Here is a 16,234-nt window from a genome sequence, read left to right on the forward strand (position 1 = left end):
TCTTTCTGAGTTGCTACATAAATAATACACTGGCTTTATTTTTTTAATATTTGTTAATATCTGGTATATCGAATACTTGGCGCAAATAAGCCAGAAATGTGCTGTTATCAGACATGGTTTTGCCAGGTGAATCAGAAATTTTGGCTACAGACTGGCCATTGCATTCTACCAGTTTTAATACGATGTTTAATGGTGTCAATCCCATGTCACAGGTGAAGTTAGTACCGATACCGAAGCTGGTTTTAAAGCGTTTGTTAAAATGGACGTATAGATCCCACGCCCGCTGTAAGTCGAGCCCATCACTGAATGTTAACATTTTGGTACGAGTGTCAATGCGTAGTTTCCGATAATGGTTGTAGGCTTTTTCACCCCAGATATACGGATCGCCGCTGTCATGGCGCAGTCCATCAAACAGCTTTGCAAAGTATAGGTCGAAATCGCGCAGGAAAGCATCCATGCCGACTACATCAGTTAAAGCGATACCTAAATCGCCGCGATATTCGTGTACCCATGCTTCGAGAGCCGCTTTTTGGAAATCACGTAAACGTACATCCAGCGCCTGAAAGGCCTGAAGGAATTCATGCGCCATGGTGCCGATAGGTATTAGGCCAAATTCTTTGGCTATGTGAACATTGCTGGTGCCACGAAATACGCTGGGAGCGGCTTCGCGAAGGGTTTTTACCACATGTTTCTGCCATGTATAACGATAGCGCCGGCGGGTACCAAAATCGGAAACTATAAAAGGTGAGCCATAATGTTGCTGTTCATTAGCATATTGGTGTATCAGCTCAGCTTTATTTTTTAATCGACGTTTTCCTTCAGCAATTATTTCGGGAGTTTCTAGACGACGGAAGTAAAGTTCATTGACTATCGACAAAACAAATATCTCAAAAAACATGGCCTGTATGATCGGGCCTTCTATGCGGATATTAAGATAATGATTGTTATCGATACTGGTACTGATAAACCGACGTTTTAACTGAAACAGCTCCATGTAGTCGACAAAATCACTTTTGATGAAGCGTAAGCTCCGCAGATATAGTAATTCATCTTCGTTGAATTTCATCTGACATAGACGATCTAATTCCCAGTCAAGTTCTTCCAGAATATCCCCAAGCGGGTAAGCGGTTTCATGGTTATTGCGACAGCGAAATTCATAAACCCCAGTAGCTTGTGGAAACTGGTGCAGGACTACCTGAAGCATGGTGAATTTATACAGGTCCGTGTCCAGTAAAGACTGGATAATCGGAGGGCGGTTGGTATCAATAGCCATAAAGCTGGGTCAACTCACTAAAATATTGCTGTTACAGAAATTGTGTAACAAAATTTCTGAAATGGACAAACAATTGATTTTTTTTATTCAACTACAGGCATTTGTATCTGCGCCCGAGCAAAAGCTATAGGCTTTTCAATTCGGCTTTGCCACATGGTTGCGGTGACCTGTGAAATGCGCTTACCTGCATGAATGATCTCACATCGGGCATAACTGTCCTCAGGCCTGCCACTCAGTAAATAATCAGTTGAATAGTCAATAATTCGGGCTGGTGAAGAAAGATTTAGCTCTTCCATCACATGTAAATTTATACAGCTTTGTAAAAAACCACCAATTAAGCCGCCATGTAATGCCATCTGTATAAAATCACCTATATAGTCTTGAGAAAAAGGTAGACAATATATTCGTCTATTTTCGCTATCTGTACCGATTTTTAGATTGATGGCTTTGCTGTAGGGCATCAACTCATAAGCTCTTCTTTTCAATTCTGCGTCATGATTAATTGTGGCTCTTTTCAATTCGGATCGCTCTTTTTTGAGCTGTTTCACTGTTACCTGTAGCTCTGAAAGGGATATTAGTCTGTGAACAAAGGTAGCCATGCCCAGCGCAAAGGGTTGGGTTTCATCTTCTTGATAGCAATGGCTGCGTATATAGGCGATCTGTCCTTCGGTTTTGTAACAATGTGCACGTGCGTGAATAGCTTGTCCGGGTACAGGTTGTTTCAGGTAATCGATTCGCATATCTAATGTTGCTATAGATTCAAACCGTTCAAACTGAGCGGCAAGTGTACAGGCTGAAGCCATATCTACTAGCGTCGTAATAACACCTCCATGGATATTGCCGGTTTCTTTGTTTTCCAGTAGTTCATCTCTCCAGTCAACAGAGATGACAGGTTCATCGGATGTGCATTCACCATAAATTTTTAGCCAACGGCAATGAGGTAAATCCAGACAAGTATTAAAAGCGGTATTAAATATAGTAGGGTTGACAGCCATGACTTTATCCAGATATATAAATTTATTTATATTAGGGTTTTTCAATAAACTTGTCACTATGTGACTGGTCTCTGATGTGGCGCTTAATTGTCAGTAGATTCATTACTGGCAGTTCTAATTGATATCGGATCATCTGTTTGTTGCTGAGTAATGTACACCAAACCTTCTTTTGCGAGCTCCAGCAGTGCAATGAATGTGGTAACGACCAAAGCCAAACTATCATTACGGCAGAAAAGTTCGGTGAAATAACATTGCTGCCGAGTTTGCAGGTGTCGCAAAACCATGCTCATCTGGGCACGTACTGACAGGGTTTCTTTAATTACATTATGGCTGCGATTGTGCTGTGAACGCGCCAGAATCGCTAACCATGCGCGGGTTAAATCAGCCACCTGTACCTGAGGTGGCTGAGTGACGGCAATGAGTTCTACTGGTAGCCATGCCCAGCCGAAATCTCGTCCAGCACGAGGTAAGGCATCGATTCCGGCTGCGGCCAGTTTCATCTGTTCATAAGCAAGCAGGCGGCGAACCAGTTCTGCGCGGGGGTCAGCAACTTCTTCTTCCTCGGCCGGTGGTGCAGGAAGGAGCAGGCGAGTTTTGATTTCAATCAGTACCGCTGCCATTAGCAAATATTCAGCCGTTAAATCCAGCTCATGCTGCTCCATTTGCTGAATGTATGAGAGATACTGTTCGGTTATGGTGAGCATTGGAATATCGAGAACGTCGATATTTTGTTTTCGGATCAAATATAACAATAAATCCAGCGGTCCCTCGAAGCTTTGTAAAACTACTTGTAATGCATCGGGTGGGATAAACAAATCCTGAGGAATTTCAGTGACAGCTTGTCCGAATAAAATGGCAACAGTGTGTTCTGCTGGGTTAACGGTATTCATGCTTGAGCTCAGGTATGTCTGCATAGATGATCAAGACACGCCTGTGCACAACGCAGGCCGAAACTGGCTGTGACCACCATGGAAGCACCATATCCAGCGCAGGAAAGCCCCTGTGGAGCGCTTGATTCTGTCTGGCAGCTACCTGCTTGTGGCGGAGTAATATTTTCGCTCGAATAAATGCAGGGTATGTACATCTTGTCTGCCGGCTGGCGACTGAAACCATGCCGTTTGCGCAAGGTATAACGCATACTGGCCAGCATGCGGTCATTAGTTACACGGCTTAAATCGGCACTTTGAATTAGGGCAGCATTTTTCTGTCCGCCGGCGCCGCCGGAAACAATAAATGGTTGGTGCTGTGCGATAAAGTAAGTAGCCATGGCTGCTTTGACACGCACCTGATCAATGGCATCGATAACAAAATCAAAGGGCTGTTTGAATATCTGGCTAATATTGTCAACATCGACGAAATCTTCAATGCAGTTAACCTGACAATCGGGATTAATGTCGGCAATGCGTTCGGCCAGTGCTTCTACTTTTGGCTTGCCAATCAGGCTGATTAAAGCCGGTAGCTGTCGATTGATGTTGGATTCAGCTACGTTGTCCAAATCAATCAGTGTAAGAGAGCCGATACCACTGCGTGCCAATGCTTCTGCAGCCCATGAGCCAACGCCACCGAGACCAACAATGCATATATGTGCAGAGGCGAATCGTTGTAAGGAGTCTTCGCCGTATAATCGTGCAATACCACCGAAGCGGCGCTGATAATTTACTGAGGAATGGAACATCTGCGACACGTAGTAAAATCCAAAAAGCCGTTTTTAGCAGGTAGTGGTATTATACTGTATCTGCCTGATGATTCGAATTGCAAAAACGATAAGGAGAGTTTCATGTACAAACATTTACTTGTGGCGGTGGATGGCAGCCATACTTCAGAAAATGCTCTGGAGCATGCTATTGGACTGGCTAAAAGTGAAGAAGCAGAATTAACAGTGGTAAATGTGGCCAATCCGACTGAATATATGGCGCTGGCACCTGAGTTTCTGCAGCATGAAAGTTACGAAGCGGCTGCATTGTCTGAAGGGAATACTGTTCTGGACGATGCGGTAAATAAGGCTTTGAAACAATTGCCGCAGAACAGAGTACACCGCCATTTGCTGATAGCTAATAAAGGAGCAAAGGAAATGGCGCAGATGCTGGTGGATTATGCTGACGAAAAAAGTAGTGACCTAATTATTTTAGGTACACATGGCCGCAGTGGTCTAATGCATTTGCTTATGGGTAGTTTTGCTGAAACAGTGATGCGTGAAACTAATTTGCCGCTCTTGATTATCCGAAGTGATACTAATGGGGAAGGTTAAAGGTTAACGCTGGTTTATTCAGAAATTGAGAATGGATATATTATCCTTTAAATGAAGCTGAATCTGGGGTGATACGGATTCGGCTTTTTATTTTGTAATATTGTGCTGAGGATGAAAATAAAACTGCACCCATTTTTTATTAAGGGTGCAGTGGTAATGTTAGGACTCAGACTAAATTAACGAATGAATTTTTTGTGAATTTCTCGAAATTGTGGATTATTGGCTGAACCTAGCCATTCAAATGCTATCATTTCTCGGCTAACTATATTGCATCCATTAGACTGCATGCGAGACAGACCCAGCTCCAGATCACGTTGACGGCGAGAACCTACGGCATCGGCTACAACAAATACTTCATATCCTTGCGAACGTAGGTCCAGAGCTGTTTGTAATACACAGATATGCGCTTCTATACCGGATATGACAATCTGGCTTGCATTTTGCAGATTATCAGCTGTAAGTACACCAGCAGAATATACGGAAAAGCTTTGTTTTTGTACAATTTTAGCCTGCGGCGCAGCGGTAATGATTTCTTCACGGGTAGAGCCAATTTTATCGACACAGTGTTCGCTTATGATGGTTGGAATGGCCATATCATTTGCCAATTCGGCCAGCCATACATTGCTGTTTAGTAGTTCATCGGTGTTGCTGATGGCTGGCAGCAAGCGTGTCTGTAAATCAATCATTAATACGGCGGAGCGTTTGCGGTCTAACAACATAATTTGCTTTCCCAATGGTTGAGTAATTTACACGATAATTATGCATTATTTGTAGGTAGCGGAAAGTAAGTACGGGTTAAGGCTGGCAAGGCTGGTAAGTGTCAGCAGGTTACCGTGCCGGTACGGTACCCATACGTTCTGTCAGCGTGGTACGCTTTTCGCCAAAAAGGTTGGCATAATAAGTGGTATTGGCCATAACATTTTTGACGTAGGTTCGGGTTTCGTCAAATGGAATAGTTTCGGCATAAATGGCCCCTTCCAGAGGTGTATTTGCCTGCCATCGGCGAGCGCGGCTAGGTCCGGCATTGTAGCCGGTGGTGGTGAGCACTTCATCGCCAAACTGTTTGCGTACATTGCCCATATACCAAGTTCCCATACGGATATTGCCGCGCATGGTATACAGCTCATTACTATCCATACCTAGCCGGCTGGCGATGTCACGGGCTGTAGCCGGCATCACTTGCATCAGGCCGGCTGCACCAACGTTGGAGCGGGCGCCGATCATAAAGCGGCTTTCCTGACGGATTAAGCCATATACCCACGCAGGGTCTATACCGGCTTCTTGAGCAAATGGTACGGCCAGCTCTTTAAATGGCGCCGGATAACGCAATTCGTAGTTGAGGAGGTTATCCGCTTTATCTGCACTGTAAATTCCCATTTCATAAAAACCATTGTTTTCTGCAAGGGTGGCAGCTGCGATTTGGGTGTCGTCGTTGAAGTTACGTGTAGCATAACGCCATTCTTGCTGAGCCAGTCGGCGCATTGGCCAGTTATTTTCTGCTTGTGCGGTTTTAAATAATGTCAGCGCACGGTGGATATTACCGTCAGCTGCTATTCTGTTCTGAACTTGCTGGCTGCTTTTGCCCACAGTGCTGCTGGTGTTGGCTTTGCTGCCCAAAGCTTCTTTAGCTAGCAACGCATAAAAATTATGTCCGCGTTGAGCTGTTTTTTGGAATATGGCGTTCGCCTGACTATTTTGCCCCAATGAGCGGTAACTGCGAGCCAGCCAATATTGCCATGTAACTTGCTGCTGTAGCGCTGTTGGCATGCTGAGGATGATGCTATTAAGTTTTTGCCAGCGCTGCAGACGCAGTGCTGAGCGAGCATACCATTCCCACATTTCGTTATTCATCTGTGCTGGGGTGGCTCGGTCAAAATAATTCAGAGCTTTAGCAGAATTGAGACTATTTGCTTGAGCCAGCCCCAATTGCGCCCAGCCGAAGCCAATTTGTTCTTTGGTGAGACTGGCTGAAAGTTGCTCTAGGGTGCTAGCGGCACTGTCTTTGTTGCGATTATCCTTATTGATAACTTGATACAGTAAAGCTTCTTGTGCGCCCTGACTTCCACCAGTGCTGCTGCCCAACGGATCTGGTAAGGGACTGCCTAAAGCTTGAGCTAAATTACGTGCATTAGTAATTTGATTCAGTGCCAACAGGTTGCGTACACGTCGCCACCCACTTTGGGCACTAATTTGTTGACGGGCAGCAGCCTGTTCAAGCCAGCGATTGCATCCTAATGGAAGATTGCCGGATTCTATGCTCAAACTGGCTAATAACTCATTGTCATTATCTATTCCTGCTTGTGCGGCATAGCACCGTGTTTCCAGATCGCGGAAATTTTTATCCAGAAAATCATATTGCTGGCGGAATACTGTCCAGTTGCCACGTTTACCTAACTGCTGTAACCAACTATTGCGTATGCTATTGCTCATGGCGCTGTCTGGCTGATGAGCCAGAAACTGAGCCGGTAAAATATCATCGCCATTTTTGGCTGCTTTAAGAGCATTTTGATATTGCTGAAAACTGCTGATGACTTTGTCCGGTGCTTCAGTGGCTTGCGTACCCGGCAGGATGGCTTGACCACTGTTTTTGTTGATGGGCTGGAGCGCGACTTCGTGCTGGTTGCTGCATGCGGTAAGAAGCAGCAAAGTGCCGGAAATGAGATGCTGTTGGTTAGTCAGTTTTGCTTTCAGCATCTTTAAGTGTTTAATCAATTTTTTTCCTTCAAATTTTCTCAAGTTGTATTTTATTTTTTCCAGTAAGCAGGGGTAAACAAGATAAAGACGGTAAATATTTCCAGACGTCCGAGCAGCATGATGATGATGCATAACCACTTCTGAAGGTCTGAAAGAAAAGCAAAGTTATTGGCTGGACCCACAGTACCCAGCCCAGGGCCAGCATTGGTGATACAGCTGATTGAGGCTGTCAGGGCAGACAGAAAATCCATTCCACTCATCATCAAGGCAAAGCTGAATAATATAATGGTGATTACGTACACAAACACAAAGGCCATCACTGTTAAAGCCCGCCGGTCGGGAATATGGCTGCCGTTAATTTTAACCATACTTACCGCATTGGGATGCAGCATCAGCAACATTTCGCGCAAACTGAATTTAAAGAGTACAAGCGCACGCACTGTTTTAATACCACCGCCGGCTGATCCGCCGTTAGAAAGTATGTTGGCCAGAAAAAACATCCATAAGGAGGCGATTAATGGCCATTTGGCAAAATCAGTATCGGAATAGCCATTTGCCAGCCCGATAGATATTAAATTGAAAGCCGTGTATCGAAATGCTTCACCTAGCGAATAAAAACTGTGCCACCACAAATACAAGCTGATGCCAATGATGCTGAACAACAAAACAAATAATAGTACACGTACTTCTTCATCACGCCAGTAATAACGTAATGATTTTTTTTGTAGTGCATTAAAATGATTAGTGAAATTAATAGCACCTAGTATGGTGGCAATGCTAAGAATAATTTCAATCGGTACAGAATTAAAATAGGAAATGCTGTTGTCGTGTGTAGAGAAACCACCAAGGGAAAAAGCAGACATGGCGTGACAAACCGCATCAAACCAGCTCATGCCGGCCAGACGTAAGGCCAGCAATGTAACAAAGGTAAATAATACATAAACGCTCCATAAGCGTTTGGCCGTTTCTGAAATACGTGGTGCCATTTTGCTGTCTTTGTTTACACCCGGTATTTCTGCTTTAAATAATTGAGTTCCGCCTACGCCTAGCATCGGCATGACGGCTACGGCCAGCACAATAATCCCCATACCGCCCAGCCAGTTGAGCATATGACGCCAGAAATTCAGTGACGGGGCAAGTGTATCCAGACTGGTGATGATGGTGGCACCGGTGGTGGTGAGACCGGAAATGGCTTCAAAATAGGCATTAGTAAAACCCAGTCCGGGCAAATAAATATAAAAGGGTAGGCAGGCGATCAGGGCAAAACCAATCCATAGCATAAAAACCAATGTATAGCCATCACGCGGGCGCAGTTCACGGTTATAACGCATCGTCAGCAGCCAAGTCAGCGCACACACACTCATGCTAATAGCAGCCGTAACTGCAAATGCTGAAAACACATGATCCATGTACAGTAAAGAGACTACTGTCGGTGCCAGTAGCAATAATGAAAATAAAAAACCGGTTTTGGCCACAATATGAGCAGTGGGCGCAATTTTGTTGACAAAACCTGATGCCTTATGATGCACAGTAAAGCGGTTGCTGAAATGGCTCATAACATGCTGCCTATGCAAAAAAGCCCAGTTTAACCTGAATCATTTTTTCTAGATCCTGCACCGCTTTGCGCCGAGCCACGAAAAAGATTACATGGTCTCCATCTTCTAATACTGTATCCTGATGGTACATAGTGATATTTTCATTACGTACTACTGCGCCAAAATAACACCCCGCGGGCAAACGTAATTGAGACATGGTGCGGCCGATAAGTTTAGAAGTATGGCGGTCACCGTGCAATACAACTTCAATGGCTTCTGCCGAACCGCGGCGTAATGGATACACTGCCATGATATCGCCCAAATGTACATGAGTCAGAATAGAACCAATAGTAATCAGATGCGGTGAAATTACAATATCGATAGCACTGCCCTGCAATAAATCCACGTAACTGGAACGATTGATAATGGCCATCACGCGTTTGGCACCGAGGTTTTTTGCCAACATGGCCGACATGATATTATTTTCATCATCGTTGGTCAGTGCACAAAATACATCGATTTCATCAATATATTCGTTTTCCAGTAGGCTTTCATCCGAAGCATTTCCTACCAGAACCAGCGAATTGTTGAGGTTTTCAGCAAGCCATTCTGCACGATTTTGTTTGCGTTCGATAATTTTAATATCTAATCTAGCTTCCAGCTGTTTAGCCACGCGGTAGCCAATATTGCCACCACCGGCAATCATAATGCGACGTGTCCGCTTGGTAACTGGACGTAGTTCGCGCATAATGTTTTCCAAATAAGCAGTTGGCGTTAAAACAAAAACTTCATCACCTTCCTGCAGGATAGTGCTGCCAGTGGGAACCAGCAATCTGTTATTGCGGTAGATAGCGCAAATTTGGCAATCCACGCCTTCTTCCAAATGCTGTTTCAGTGCACTAATAGGTTGATTAATCAGCATACCACCATTTTGAGCGCGGATGACAAGTAAACGGATTTTGTCGTTGGCAAATCGCAGTATTTGTAAGGCACTAGAATGCAGTAGCAAATTAACTATCTGTTCAGTTACAAGTTGTTCAGGGCTAATGGCTTCGGTGATGTTAAATAAGTCTAAACTGGTTTTGTATTGATTGTTGCCTGTTTCAAATTCAACGAAATCACTGTAGCGTACTCTGGCAATACGATTTGGCGTATTGAAAAGCGCATAAGCAATTCGGCAGGCAGCCATATTGGTTTCATCATTTTGGGTCAGAGCCAGAATCATGTCAGCATCCTGAGCACCGGCTGTAGACAAGACAGACGGCCACGCGCCGTTGCCGACAATGGTTTGTACGTCTAGTCGCTGATTGATTTTCTGTAAAGCAGTTTCATTGACGTCAATAATAGTGACATCATTATTGGGCATTCTGGCCAGATTGCTGGCAATGGTCGAACCTACTTGTCCACAGCCTAAAATAAGGATTTTCACGTAATTTACATCATCTCTGTGGTAATCAATAGCATTGTAGCCTTTGTGGTGCCGTGTGCAAATATTGGTGTAAAACCGCGACACAAGTATAAAAAAGCTGGCTCTAATCATTTTGTTATATTTGTTCTGTTGCAAAGACGGATGTTACTAATAATTTGCTGAATATTATTAATTTTGATGGATAATCTGAGCCATTTATCTTTGTTGGTATTTTATACGCATAAGTGTTGTTATGCGTACATGTTATAAGAGTGGTTTTAAAATTAAATAAACACCATATAATAAAACCATTTTTTACATTTATTACTCAATGTAAGACATTAAAAAGTGATATTTTTTCAACCAGTTGTATTACCGTGGATAAATCATGTATTCAATCAAACGGCAATCTAAACTAATTGCACTGGCTGCCATGCTTATAGCTGTAAGTGGATGTGCGCAGGTGGCTGATGTGATGGGCTATGACACCCAAACTCTAAATAGCAGTGCAGCCAAAAGCTATACTCAGATGATAGGTAAGGCTAGAGCACAAGGGGTGATTGAAACCAACACACCTGTTGCCAGAAGGGTACGCAATGTATTTCAACGACTGGTACCATACGCCAATCAAGCAAACACTACTGGAGTTCCTTTTGACTGGCAGCTTAATGTTATCCGTAGTGATGAAGCAAATGCTTTTGCCATGCCAGGCGGTAAAATGGTGGTGTATACAGGCATTGTTGATCGTCTGAATTTAACCGATGATGAAATTGCTGCGATTATTGGGCATGAGATGACACATGCATTGCAGGAGCACAGTAAAAAAGCTGCTGGCCAGCAAATTTTGACTAGCGTGGCATTGGAAGTAGGCAGTGCTGTGGTGCAATCTAAAACCGGTGCCAACGCAGATAATGTCAGTGTGTATAAAGATGTGCTAAGTCAATATGGCCTGACTTTACCTTTTTCCCGTTATCAGGAATCTCAGGCAGATGCAGGCGGTCTGCGGCTAATGGCACAGGCGGGTTATAACCCCAATGCTGCCATAACGGTATGGGAGAAAATGAATAAGGTTTTGGGCAATAATAGTGGTACTAGCCTTTTGTCTACCCATCCGAGTAATAATGCACGCATTAGCTCTCTGAAAAAAATGCTGCCGGAAGTTATGCCGATTTATGAGCAGGCCAGACTAAATCAGCCGGCTTTGCAAAATCCTACCCGTCACAGCCAGTATAGTCAGGCGGGCTCAAGCTTGCGCAAAAATGCCAGTGGTAAGAAGAGAAATCGTTTCTAAGATTTTTCAGAAAGTTTGAAACATTAAAAATGGTGTAATCAATATGAAATCACCATGATGGTATTCATTTTTATTACTGTATAGCAGCCTGTAACGGGCTGCTTTTATTTTAATCTTTACATTTTCTAATATTGACTACATCAGACTACAAATTGTTTCAATCGCCCCTGTTTTCGGTTATCATTCATATTATTGCATTAGTAATGCATAATAAATCTACAAGAAAAACTTAAAAAACCATTACATTAAGGATGTTCAAGATGTTAGAAGCCTACCGCGCAGCCGCCGCTGAACGTGAAGCACTGGGTATTCCGCCTCTGCCGCTAACAGCGAAGCAAACAGAAGAGTTGGTTGAATTACTAAAAAATCCTCCCAAAGGGGAAGAAAAATTTCTGGTTGATTTACTGTCACATCGAGTGCCGCCTGGTGTAGATGATGCTTCTAAGGTCAAAGCATCTTTTCTGGGTGCTATTGCGGAGAAAACCGTAAGTAGTCCATTAATCACGCCCGTGTTTGCGGTAGAGCTACTGGGTACCATGTTGGGTGGTTACAACGTTCAGCCTCTGATTGAGTTTCTGGATAATGAAGAGTTGGCGGCTACTGCGGCAAATGCTTTAAAACATACTTTGCTGATGTTTGATGCTTTCCACGACGTGGAAGAAAAAATGCGAGCCGGTAACCGGTATGCAAAAGAAGTAATAGAGTCATGGGCTAATGCTGAATGGTTTACTTCTCGTGAAAAAGTACCGGAAAAAATCACTGTTACCGTATTCAAAGTAGTGGGTGAAACCAATACTGACGATTTGTCACCGGCACCGGATGCATGGAGCCGGCCAGATATTCCGCTACATGCACTGGCTATGCTTAAAAATCCACGTGAAGGCATACATCCAGATAAACCAGGTGAAGTAGGCCCAATTAAACAATTAGCTGAGTTGAAAGCCAAGGGTAATCTGGTGGCTTACGTTGGTGATGTTGTAGGTACTGGCTCATCACGTAAATCAGCTACTAATTCTGTAATCTGGCATACCGGCCAGGATATTCCGTATGTACCGAATAAACGGTTTGGTGGAGTATGTTTAGGTGGCAAAATTGCGCCAATTTTCTTTAATACACAGGAAGATTCAGGTGCGTTACCGATTGAAGTAGATGTATCCAAACTCGACATGGGCGATGTAGTGGATATTCTGCCTTATGAAGGAAAAATTATCAAAAATGGCGAAACTGTCGCCGAATTTGAGCTCAAATCTCTGGTTATTCTAGATGAAGTACAGGCCGGTGGCCGCATTAATCTGATAATTGGCCGCGGTCTGACTGCAAAAGCTCGTGACGCATTAAGTCTGGGACATTCTGAAGTATTTCGTTTACCACAGGCTCCTGCACCGAGCACAGCTGGATTTAGTCTGGCACAAAAAATGGTTGGCCGTGCTTGCGGCTTGCCGGAAGGACAGGGTATTCGTCCGGGTACCTATTGTGAACCACGAATGACTACTGTTGGTTCGCAGGATACTACCGGCCCGATGACACGAGACGAACTGAAAGACTTGGCTTGTCTTGGCTTTAGTGCTGATTTGGTGATGCAATCTTTCTGTCATACCGCAGCCTATCCTAAACCAGTGGATGTCAAAACCCACAAGGAATTGCCAGTATTTATGTCTTCTCGTGGCGGTGTGGCTTTGCGTCCTGGTGACGGAATTATTCACTCATGGCTAAATCGGATGCTGTTGCCAGATATGGTGGGTACTGGCGGTGATTCACACACACGTTTCCCTCTGGGTATTTCTTTTCCTGCTGGATCTGGTTTGGTAGCATTTGCTGCGGCTACTGGCGTGATGCCATTGGATATGCCTGAATCCGTATTGGTACGCTTCTCCGGTAAAATGCAGCCGGGTATCACCCTGCGAGATTTGGTAAATGCCATTCCTTTGCAGGCTATAAAAGAAGGACTTCTCACCGTAGCTAAAGCAGGTAAGAAGAATATTTTCTCCGGTCGTATTCTGGAAATTGAAGGTTTGCCGGATTTGAAAGTAGAGCAAGCATTCGAACTGACTGATGCTTCTGCGGAACGGTCTGCTGCCGGCTGTACAGTGAAACTGCATAAAGAGCCGATTGAAGAATATTTGAAATCCAATATAGTGCTCTTAAAAAATATGATTGCCGATGGCTATCAGGATGCCCGTACGCTGAAACGCCGTATTCAGAAAATGGAACAATGGTTGGCTGAACCGAAATTACTCGAAGCCGATGCGGATGCAGAATATGCTGCCATTATTGATATCAATATGGATGAAATCAAAGAGCCGATTCTAGCCTGCCCGAACGACCCTGATGATGTAAAAACTTTGTCTGATGTAGCAGGTACACATATTGATGAAGTATTTATTGGCTCCTGCATGACTAATATTGGTCATTATCGTGCAGCTTCTACTTTGTTAGACGGTAAAACAGATTTACCTGTACGTCTGTGGGTGGCTCCTCCGACCAAAATGGATGCCAAAGAACTTTCTGATGAAGGCTATTATGGTATCTTGGGTCGAGTAGGTGCGCGGATGGAAATGCCAGGCTGTTCTTTGTGTATGGGCAATCAGGCACAGGCACGTGAAGGTTCTACTGTAGTTTCCACTTCGACTCGTAACTTTCCAAACCGATTAGGTAAGAATACGCAAGTTTATCTGAGCTCAGCAGAACTGGCGGCAATTTGCTCTAAACTCGGACATATCCCGAACATCGATGAATACCGCGAAAATATTGCCATTATTAATGATAAAGGCATTGAAATTTATCGCTATATGAACTTCAATGAAATTCAGGATTATGTAGATGTAGCAGCTAAGGTAGATGCTTAATACCGGCATTTTATCTGTGGCTTATAGAAGGACTACCGCAAAGGTGGTCCTTTTTAAATGACAATTGAAATACAAACTTAAGCTTTGGCGGTTGAACTACTTGAATTGGCCATCTTCAGAGAATTTATATGAATTATTCAGCGGCTTACTGCTATAATTAATCACCTCATTCTAAGGTTATAATCACAATAAAATCATATTTCAGCAGAAATTCCTATTATCACCGCCTATATAAATATTTATTGTATTAACCCACTGATAAATTATTTAGGATGATAGTGGTTTTAATCTATGATGATAATCAATGCAGTTTCTCATAACAAAGGATAGACAATGAATATCGCCTCTAGTATCACTGACCTGATTGGTAATACCCCACTGGTACAACTCAATCGCCTGAGTGCCGGTTTACCGGGCAAAGTGGTGGTTAAACTGGAATTTTTTAATCCCGGCAACAGTGTCAAGGACAGAATTGCGGCTAGCATGATTGATGCGGCAGAAAAGGCGGGTAAAATTCATTCTGATACGGTGATTGTGGAACCAACCAGTGGTAATACCGGTATTGGACTGGCAATGGTATGTGCCGCACGTGGATATAAATTAATTATCACTATGCCGGAAACCATGAGTAAGGAGCGGCGCATGCTATTGCGTGCATACGGTGCAGAACTGGTATTGACACCCGGAGCAGAAGGCATGTCAGGCGCGATTGCACGTGCACAGGCTTTTGTGGATTCAGATCCGCAGAAATATTATATGCCCCAGCAGTTTGAAAATCCGGCAAATCCAGAAATTCATCGTGAAACTACTGCACAGGAAATTTGGCACGATACTGATGGTAAAGTAGATATTTTTGTTGCTGGTGTTGGTACGGGTGGTACTATCACCGGCGTAGGCGAAGTTTTAAAAGAAAAAAAACCTGAAGTTGAAGTATATGCTGTAGAACCTGAAGCTTCTGCCGTATTGTCTGGTGGCTGCAAAGGACCACATCCGATACAGGGCATTGGTGCCGGTTTTGTACCTAAAATCCTCAATACCCATGTTTATGATGGCATTATTCAGGTACCAAATGATGTTTGTTTTGATACTGCTCGTGCAATGGCTTCCAAAGAAGGTATTTTAGTGGGAATTTCATCTGGTGCAGCGGTATGGGCAGGCTTGCAACTGGCAGCTAGACCGGAAAACAAAAATAAACTAATTGTGGTATTGATTCCTTCTTATGGTGAACGCTATCTTTCTACGCCATTGTTCGCAGATTTAGCCTAAGTTTTAACCCTATGATTGCAACCGAACCGGAAAAAAGGTTCGGTTTTTTTTATGCAGTTAAAGCTGTGATACAAATATTATAAATAAAAGTATATTTTTTTAACTAACTTCTGAAACAAAAGCAGCATAAAAAATTAATTGTCTTATGAAAAAAACAAAAGCTTTCTTTAGAAGGATTCAATGGTTTATTGAGTAACATAACATTAGTAGACGAAAAGATTGATTATTTAAGCTACCAGTCTCTGGAAGTATGCAAAAATGTCACTGTCTACGAAGCTTATGAATTGATTGATGACTTTCCACCAACCCAAATGGTTGGCAGGGTTTTCTAAAATGAGAGATTTTTTGGAAAAAAGAGTCGGAATCAACCCAATTAATAGATTCAATAAATTGGAAGAAACAGAGCCGGACATAGGCAGTAAAGTCCATTTTTCACAATTATTGAAAAACAAAAGGATACGCTTACATTAACAATAAGGGATCATTATCTCGATGTTCGTTTATGTATTCGTATTATAGAAACTAAAGACTATATAAATAAATTATATGTCATTACTTCAGTTAAAATTCATAATTTTGGGGGGAAATTATATATGGCACCTGTTTCTATTATCCATCCTCATATTGTTTATAAATTATTTGATAATATTCATTCCTAAAAAAGAGAATGGTTATATA

At 43.2% G+C, this 16,234-nt stretch carries 13 protein-coding genes; 5 read left to right on the top strand and 8 right to left on the bottom strand.

Going from position 1 to position 16,234, the window contains the following annotated elements:
- Positions 1-43 precede the first annotated feature (43 nt).
- The 4 genes from pncB to J3U75_RS00300 form a co-directional block, all read right to left on the bottom strand.
- Positions 44-1,273 (bottom strand): nicotinate phosphoribosyltransferase, encoded by a 1,230-nt coding sequence (pncB, locus tag J3U75_RS00285; protein WP_100141515.1) that lies wholly within the window; start codon positions 1,271-1,273, stop codon positions 44-46.
- A gap of 83 nt (positions 1,274-1,356) precedes the next feature.
- Positions 1,357-2,268 (bottom strand): PaaI family thioesterase, encoded by a 912-nt coding sequence (locus tag J3U75_RS00290; protein ID WP_267389985.1) that lies wholly within the window; start codon positions 2,266-2,268, stop codon positions 1,357-1,359.
- 83 nt (positions 2,269-2,351) lie between these two features.
- Positions 2,352-3,158, bottom strand: a complete 807-nt coding sequence (locus J3U75_RS00295; RefSeq protein WP_267389986.1) for a segregation and condensation protein A — start codon at positions 3,156-3,158, stop codon at positions 2,352-2,354.
- A gap of 8 nt (positions 3,159-3,166) precedes the next feature.
- Positions 3,167-3,943 (bottom strand): tRNA threonylcarbamoyladenosine dehydratase, encoded by a 777-nt coding sequence (locus J3U75_RS00300; protein ID WP_267390014.1) that lies wholly within the window; start codon positions 3,941-3,943, stop codon positions 3,167-3,169.
- A gap of 102 nt (positions 3,944-4,045) precedes the next feature.
- On the opposite strand from J3U75_RS00300, the gene J3U75_RS00305 reads away from it, so the two are divergent.
- On the top strand, positions 4,046-4,516 hold the full coding sequence (locus tag J3U75_RS00305) for a universal stress protein (protein WP_267389987.1): 471 nt from the start codon (positions 4,046-4,048) through the stop codon (positions 4,514-4,516).
- Positions 4,517-4,692: 176 nt separating this feature from the next.
- Here J3U75_RS00305 and J3U75_RS00310 read toward each other — a convergent pair whose 3' ends face one another.
- From J3U75_RS00310 to trkA, 4 genes are all read right to left on the bottom strand, one after another.
- Positions 4,693-5,235 (bottom strand): isochorismatase family protein, encoded by a 543-nt coding sequence (locus J3U75_RS00310; RefSeq protein ID WP_267389988.1) that lies wholly within the window; start codon positions 5,233-5,235, stop codon positions 4,693-4,695.
- Between the two features lie 109 nt (positions 5,236-5,344).
- Positions 5,345-7,228, bottom strand: coding sequence for a lytic transglycosylase domain-containing protein (locus tag J3U75_RS00315; RefSeq protein WP_323811341.1), 1,884 nt, complete (start codon positions 7,226-7,228; stop codon positions 5,345-5,347).
- A 32-nt stretch (positions 7,229-7,260) separates the two neighbouring features.
- A complete protein-coding gene (locus tag J3U75_RS00320) occupies positions 7,261-8,766 on the bottom strand; it encodes a TrkH family potassium uptake protein (RefSeq protein WP_267389989.1) in 1,506 nt (501 codons plus the stop codon).
- A gap of 10 nt (positions 8,767-8,776) precedes the next feature.
- Complete coding sequence (gene trkA / locus J3U75_RS00325) at positions 8,777-10,174, bottom strand: Trk system potassium transporter TrkA (protein ID WP_267389990.1); 1,398 nt, start codon at positions 10,172-10,174, stop codon at positions 8,777-8,779.
- Positions 10,175-10,541: 367 nt separating this feature from the next.
- On the opposite strand from trkA, the gene J3U75_RS00330 reads away from it, so the two are divergent.
- The 4 genes from J3U75_RS00330 (at position 10,542) to J3U75_RS11360 (ending at position 16,215) form a co-directional block, all read left to right on the top strand.
- Positions 10,542-11,444: a M48 family metallopeptidase gene (locus J3U75_RS00330; RefSeq protein WP_267389991.1), complete on the top strand. Its 903-nt coding sequence runs from the start codon at positions 10,542-10,544 to the stop codon at positions 11,442-11,444.
- A gap of 260 nt (positions 11,445-11,704) precedes the next feature.
- On the top strand, positions 11,705-14,290 hold the full coding sequence (acnB, locus tag J3U75_RS00335) for a bifunctional aconitate hydratase 2/2-methylisocitrate dehydratase (RefSeq protein WP_267389992.1): 2,586 nt from the start codon (positions 11,705-11,707) through the stop codon (positions 14,288-14,290).
- A gap of 333 nt (positions 14,291-14,623) precedes the next feature.
- Complete coding sequence (gene cysK, locus J3U75_RS00340) at positions 14,624-15,556, top strand: cysteine synthase A (RefSeq protein WP_267389993.1); 933 nt, start codon at positions 14,624-14,626, stop codon at positions 15,554-15,556.
- A gap of 440 nt (positions 15,557-15,996) precedes the next feature.
- Positions 15,997-16,215 (top strand): DUF2867 domain-containing protein, encoded by a 219-nt coding sequence (locus J3U75_RS11360; protein WP_416384685.1) that lies wholly within the window; start codon positions 15,997-15,999, stop codon positions 16,213-16,215.
- Positions 16,216-16,234 lie beyond the last annotated feature (19 nt).

This window comes from Snodgrassella sp. B3088 (assembly GCF_026535815.1).
Classification (GTDB): Bacteria; Pseudomonadota; Gammaproteobacteria; order Burkholderiales; family Neisseriaceae; genus Snodgrassella; species Snodgrassella alvi_E.

What these genes read in the sequence shown, in the direction of transcription:
- pncB (WP_100141515.1), bottom strand. Translation starts at nt 1,273, where the DNA reads ATGGCTATTGATACCAACCGCCCTCCGATTATCCAGTCTTTACTGGAC.
- cysK (WP_267389993.1), top strand. Translation starts at nt 14,624, where the DNA reads ATGAATATCGCCTCTAGTATCACTGACCTGATTGGTAATACCCCACTG.
- J3U75_RS00290 (WP_267389985.1), bottom strand. Translation starts at nt 2,268, where the DNA reads ATGGCTGTCAACCCTACTATATTTAATACCGCTTTTAATACTTGTCTG.
- J3U75_RS00300 (WP_267390014.1), bottom strand. Translation starts at nt 3,943, where the DNA reads ATGTTCCATTCCTCAGTAAATTATCAGCGCCGCTTCGGTGGTATTGCA.
- acnB (WP_267389992.1), top strand. Translation starts at nt 11,705, where the DNA reads ATGTTAGAAGCCTACCGCGCAGCCGCCGCTGAACGTGAAGCACTGGGT.
- J3U75_RS00310 (WP_267389988.1), bottom strand. Translation starts at nt 5,235, where the DNA reads ATGTTGTTAGACCGCAAACGCTCCGCCGTATTAATGATTGATTTACAG.
- J3U75_RS00305 (WP_267389987.1), top strand. Translation starts at nt 4,046, where the DNA reads ATGTACAAACATTTACTTGTGGCGGTGGATGGCAGCCATACTTCAGAA.
- J3U75_RS00295 (WP_267389986.1), bottom strand. Translation starts at nt 3,158, where the DNA reads ATGAATACCGTTAACCCAGCAGAACACACTGTTGCCATTTTATTCGGA.
- J3U75_RS00330 (WP_267389991.1), top strand. Translation starts at nt 10,542, where the DNA reads ATGTATTCAATCAAACGGCAATCTAAACTAATTGCACTGGCTGCCATG.
- J3U75_RS00320 (WP_267389989.1), bottom strand. Translation starts at nt 8,766, where the DNA reads ATGAGCCATTTCAGCAACCGCTTTACTGTGCATCATAAGGCATCAGGT.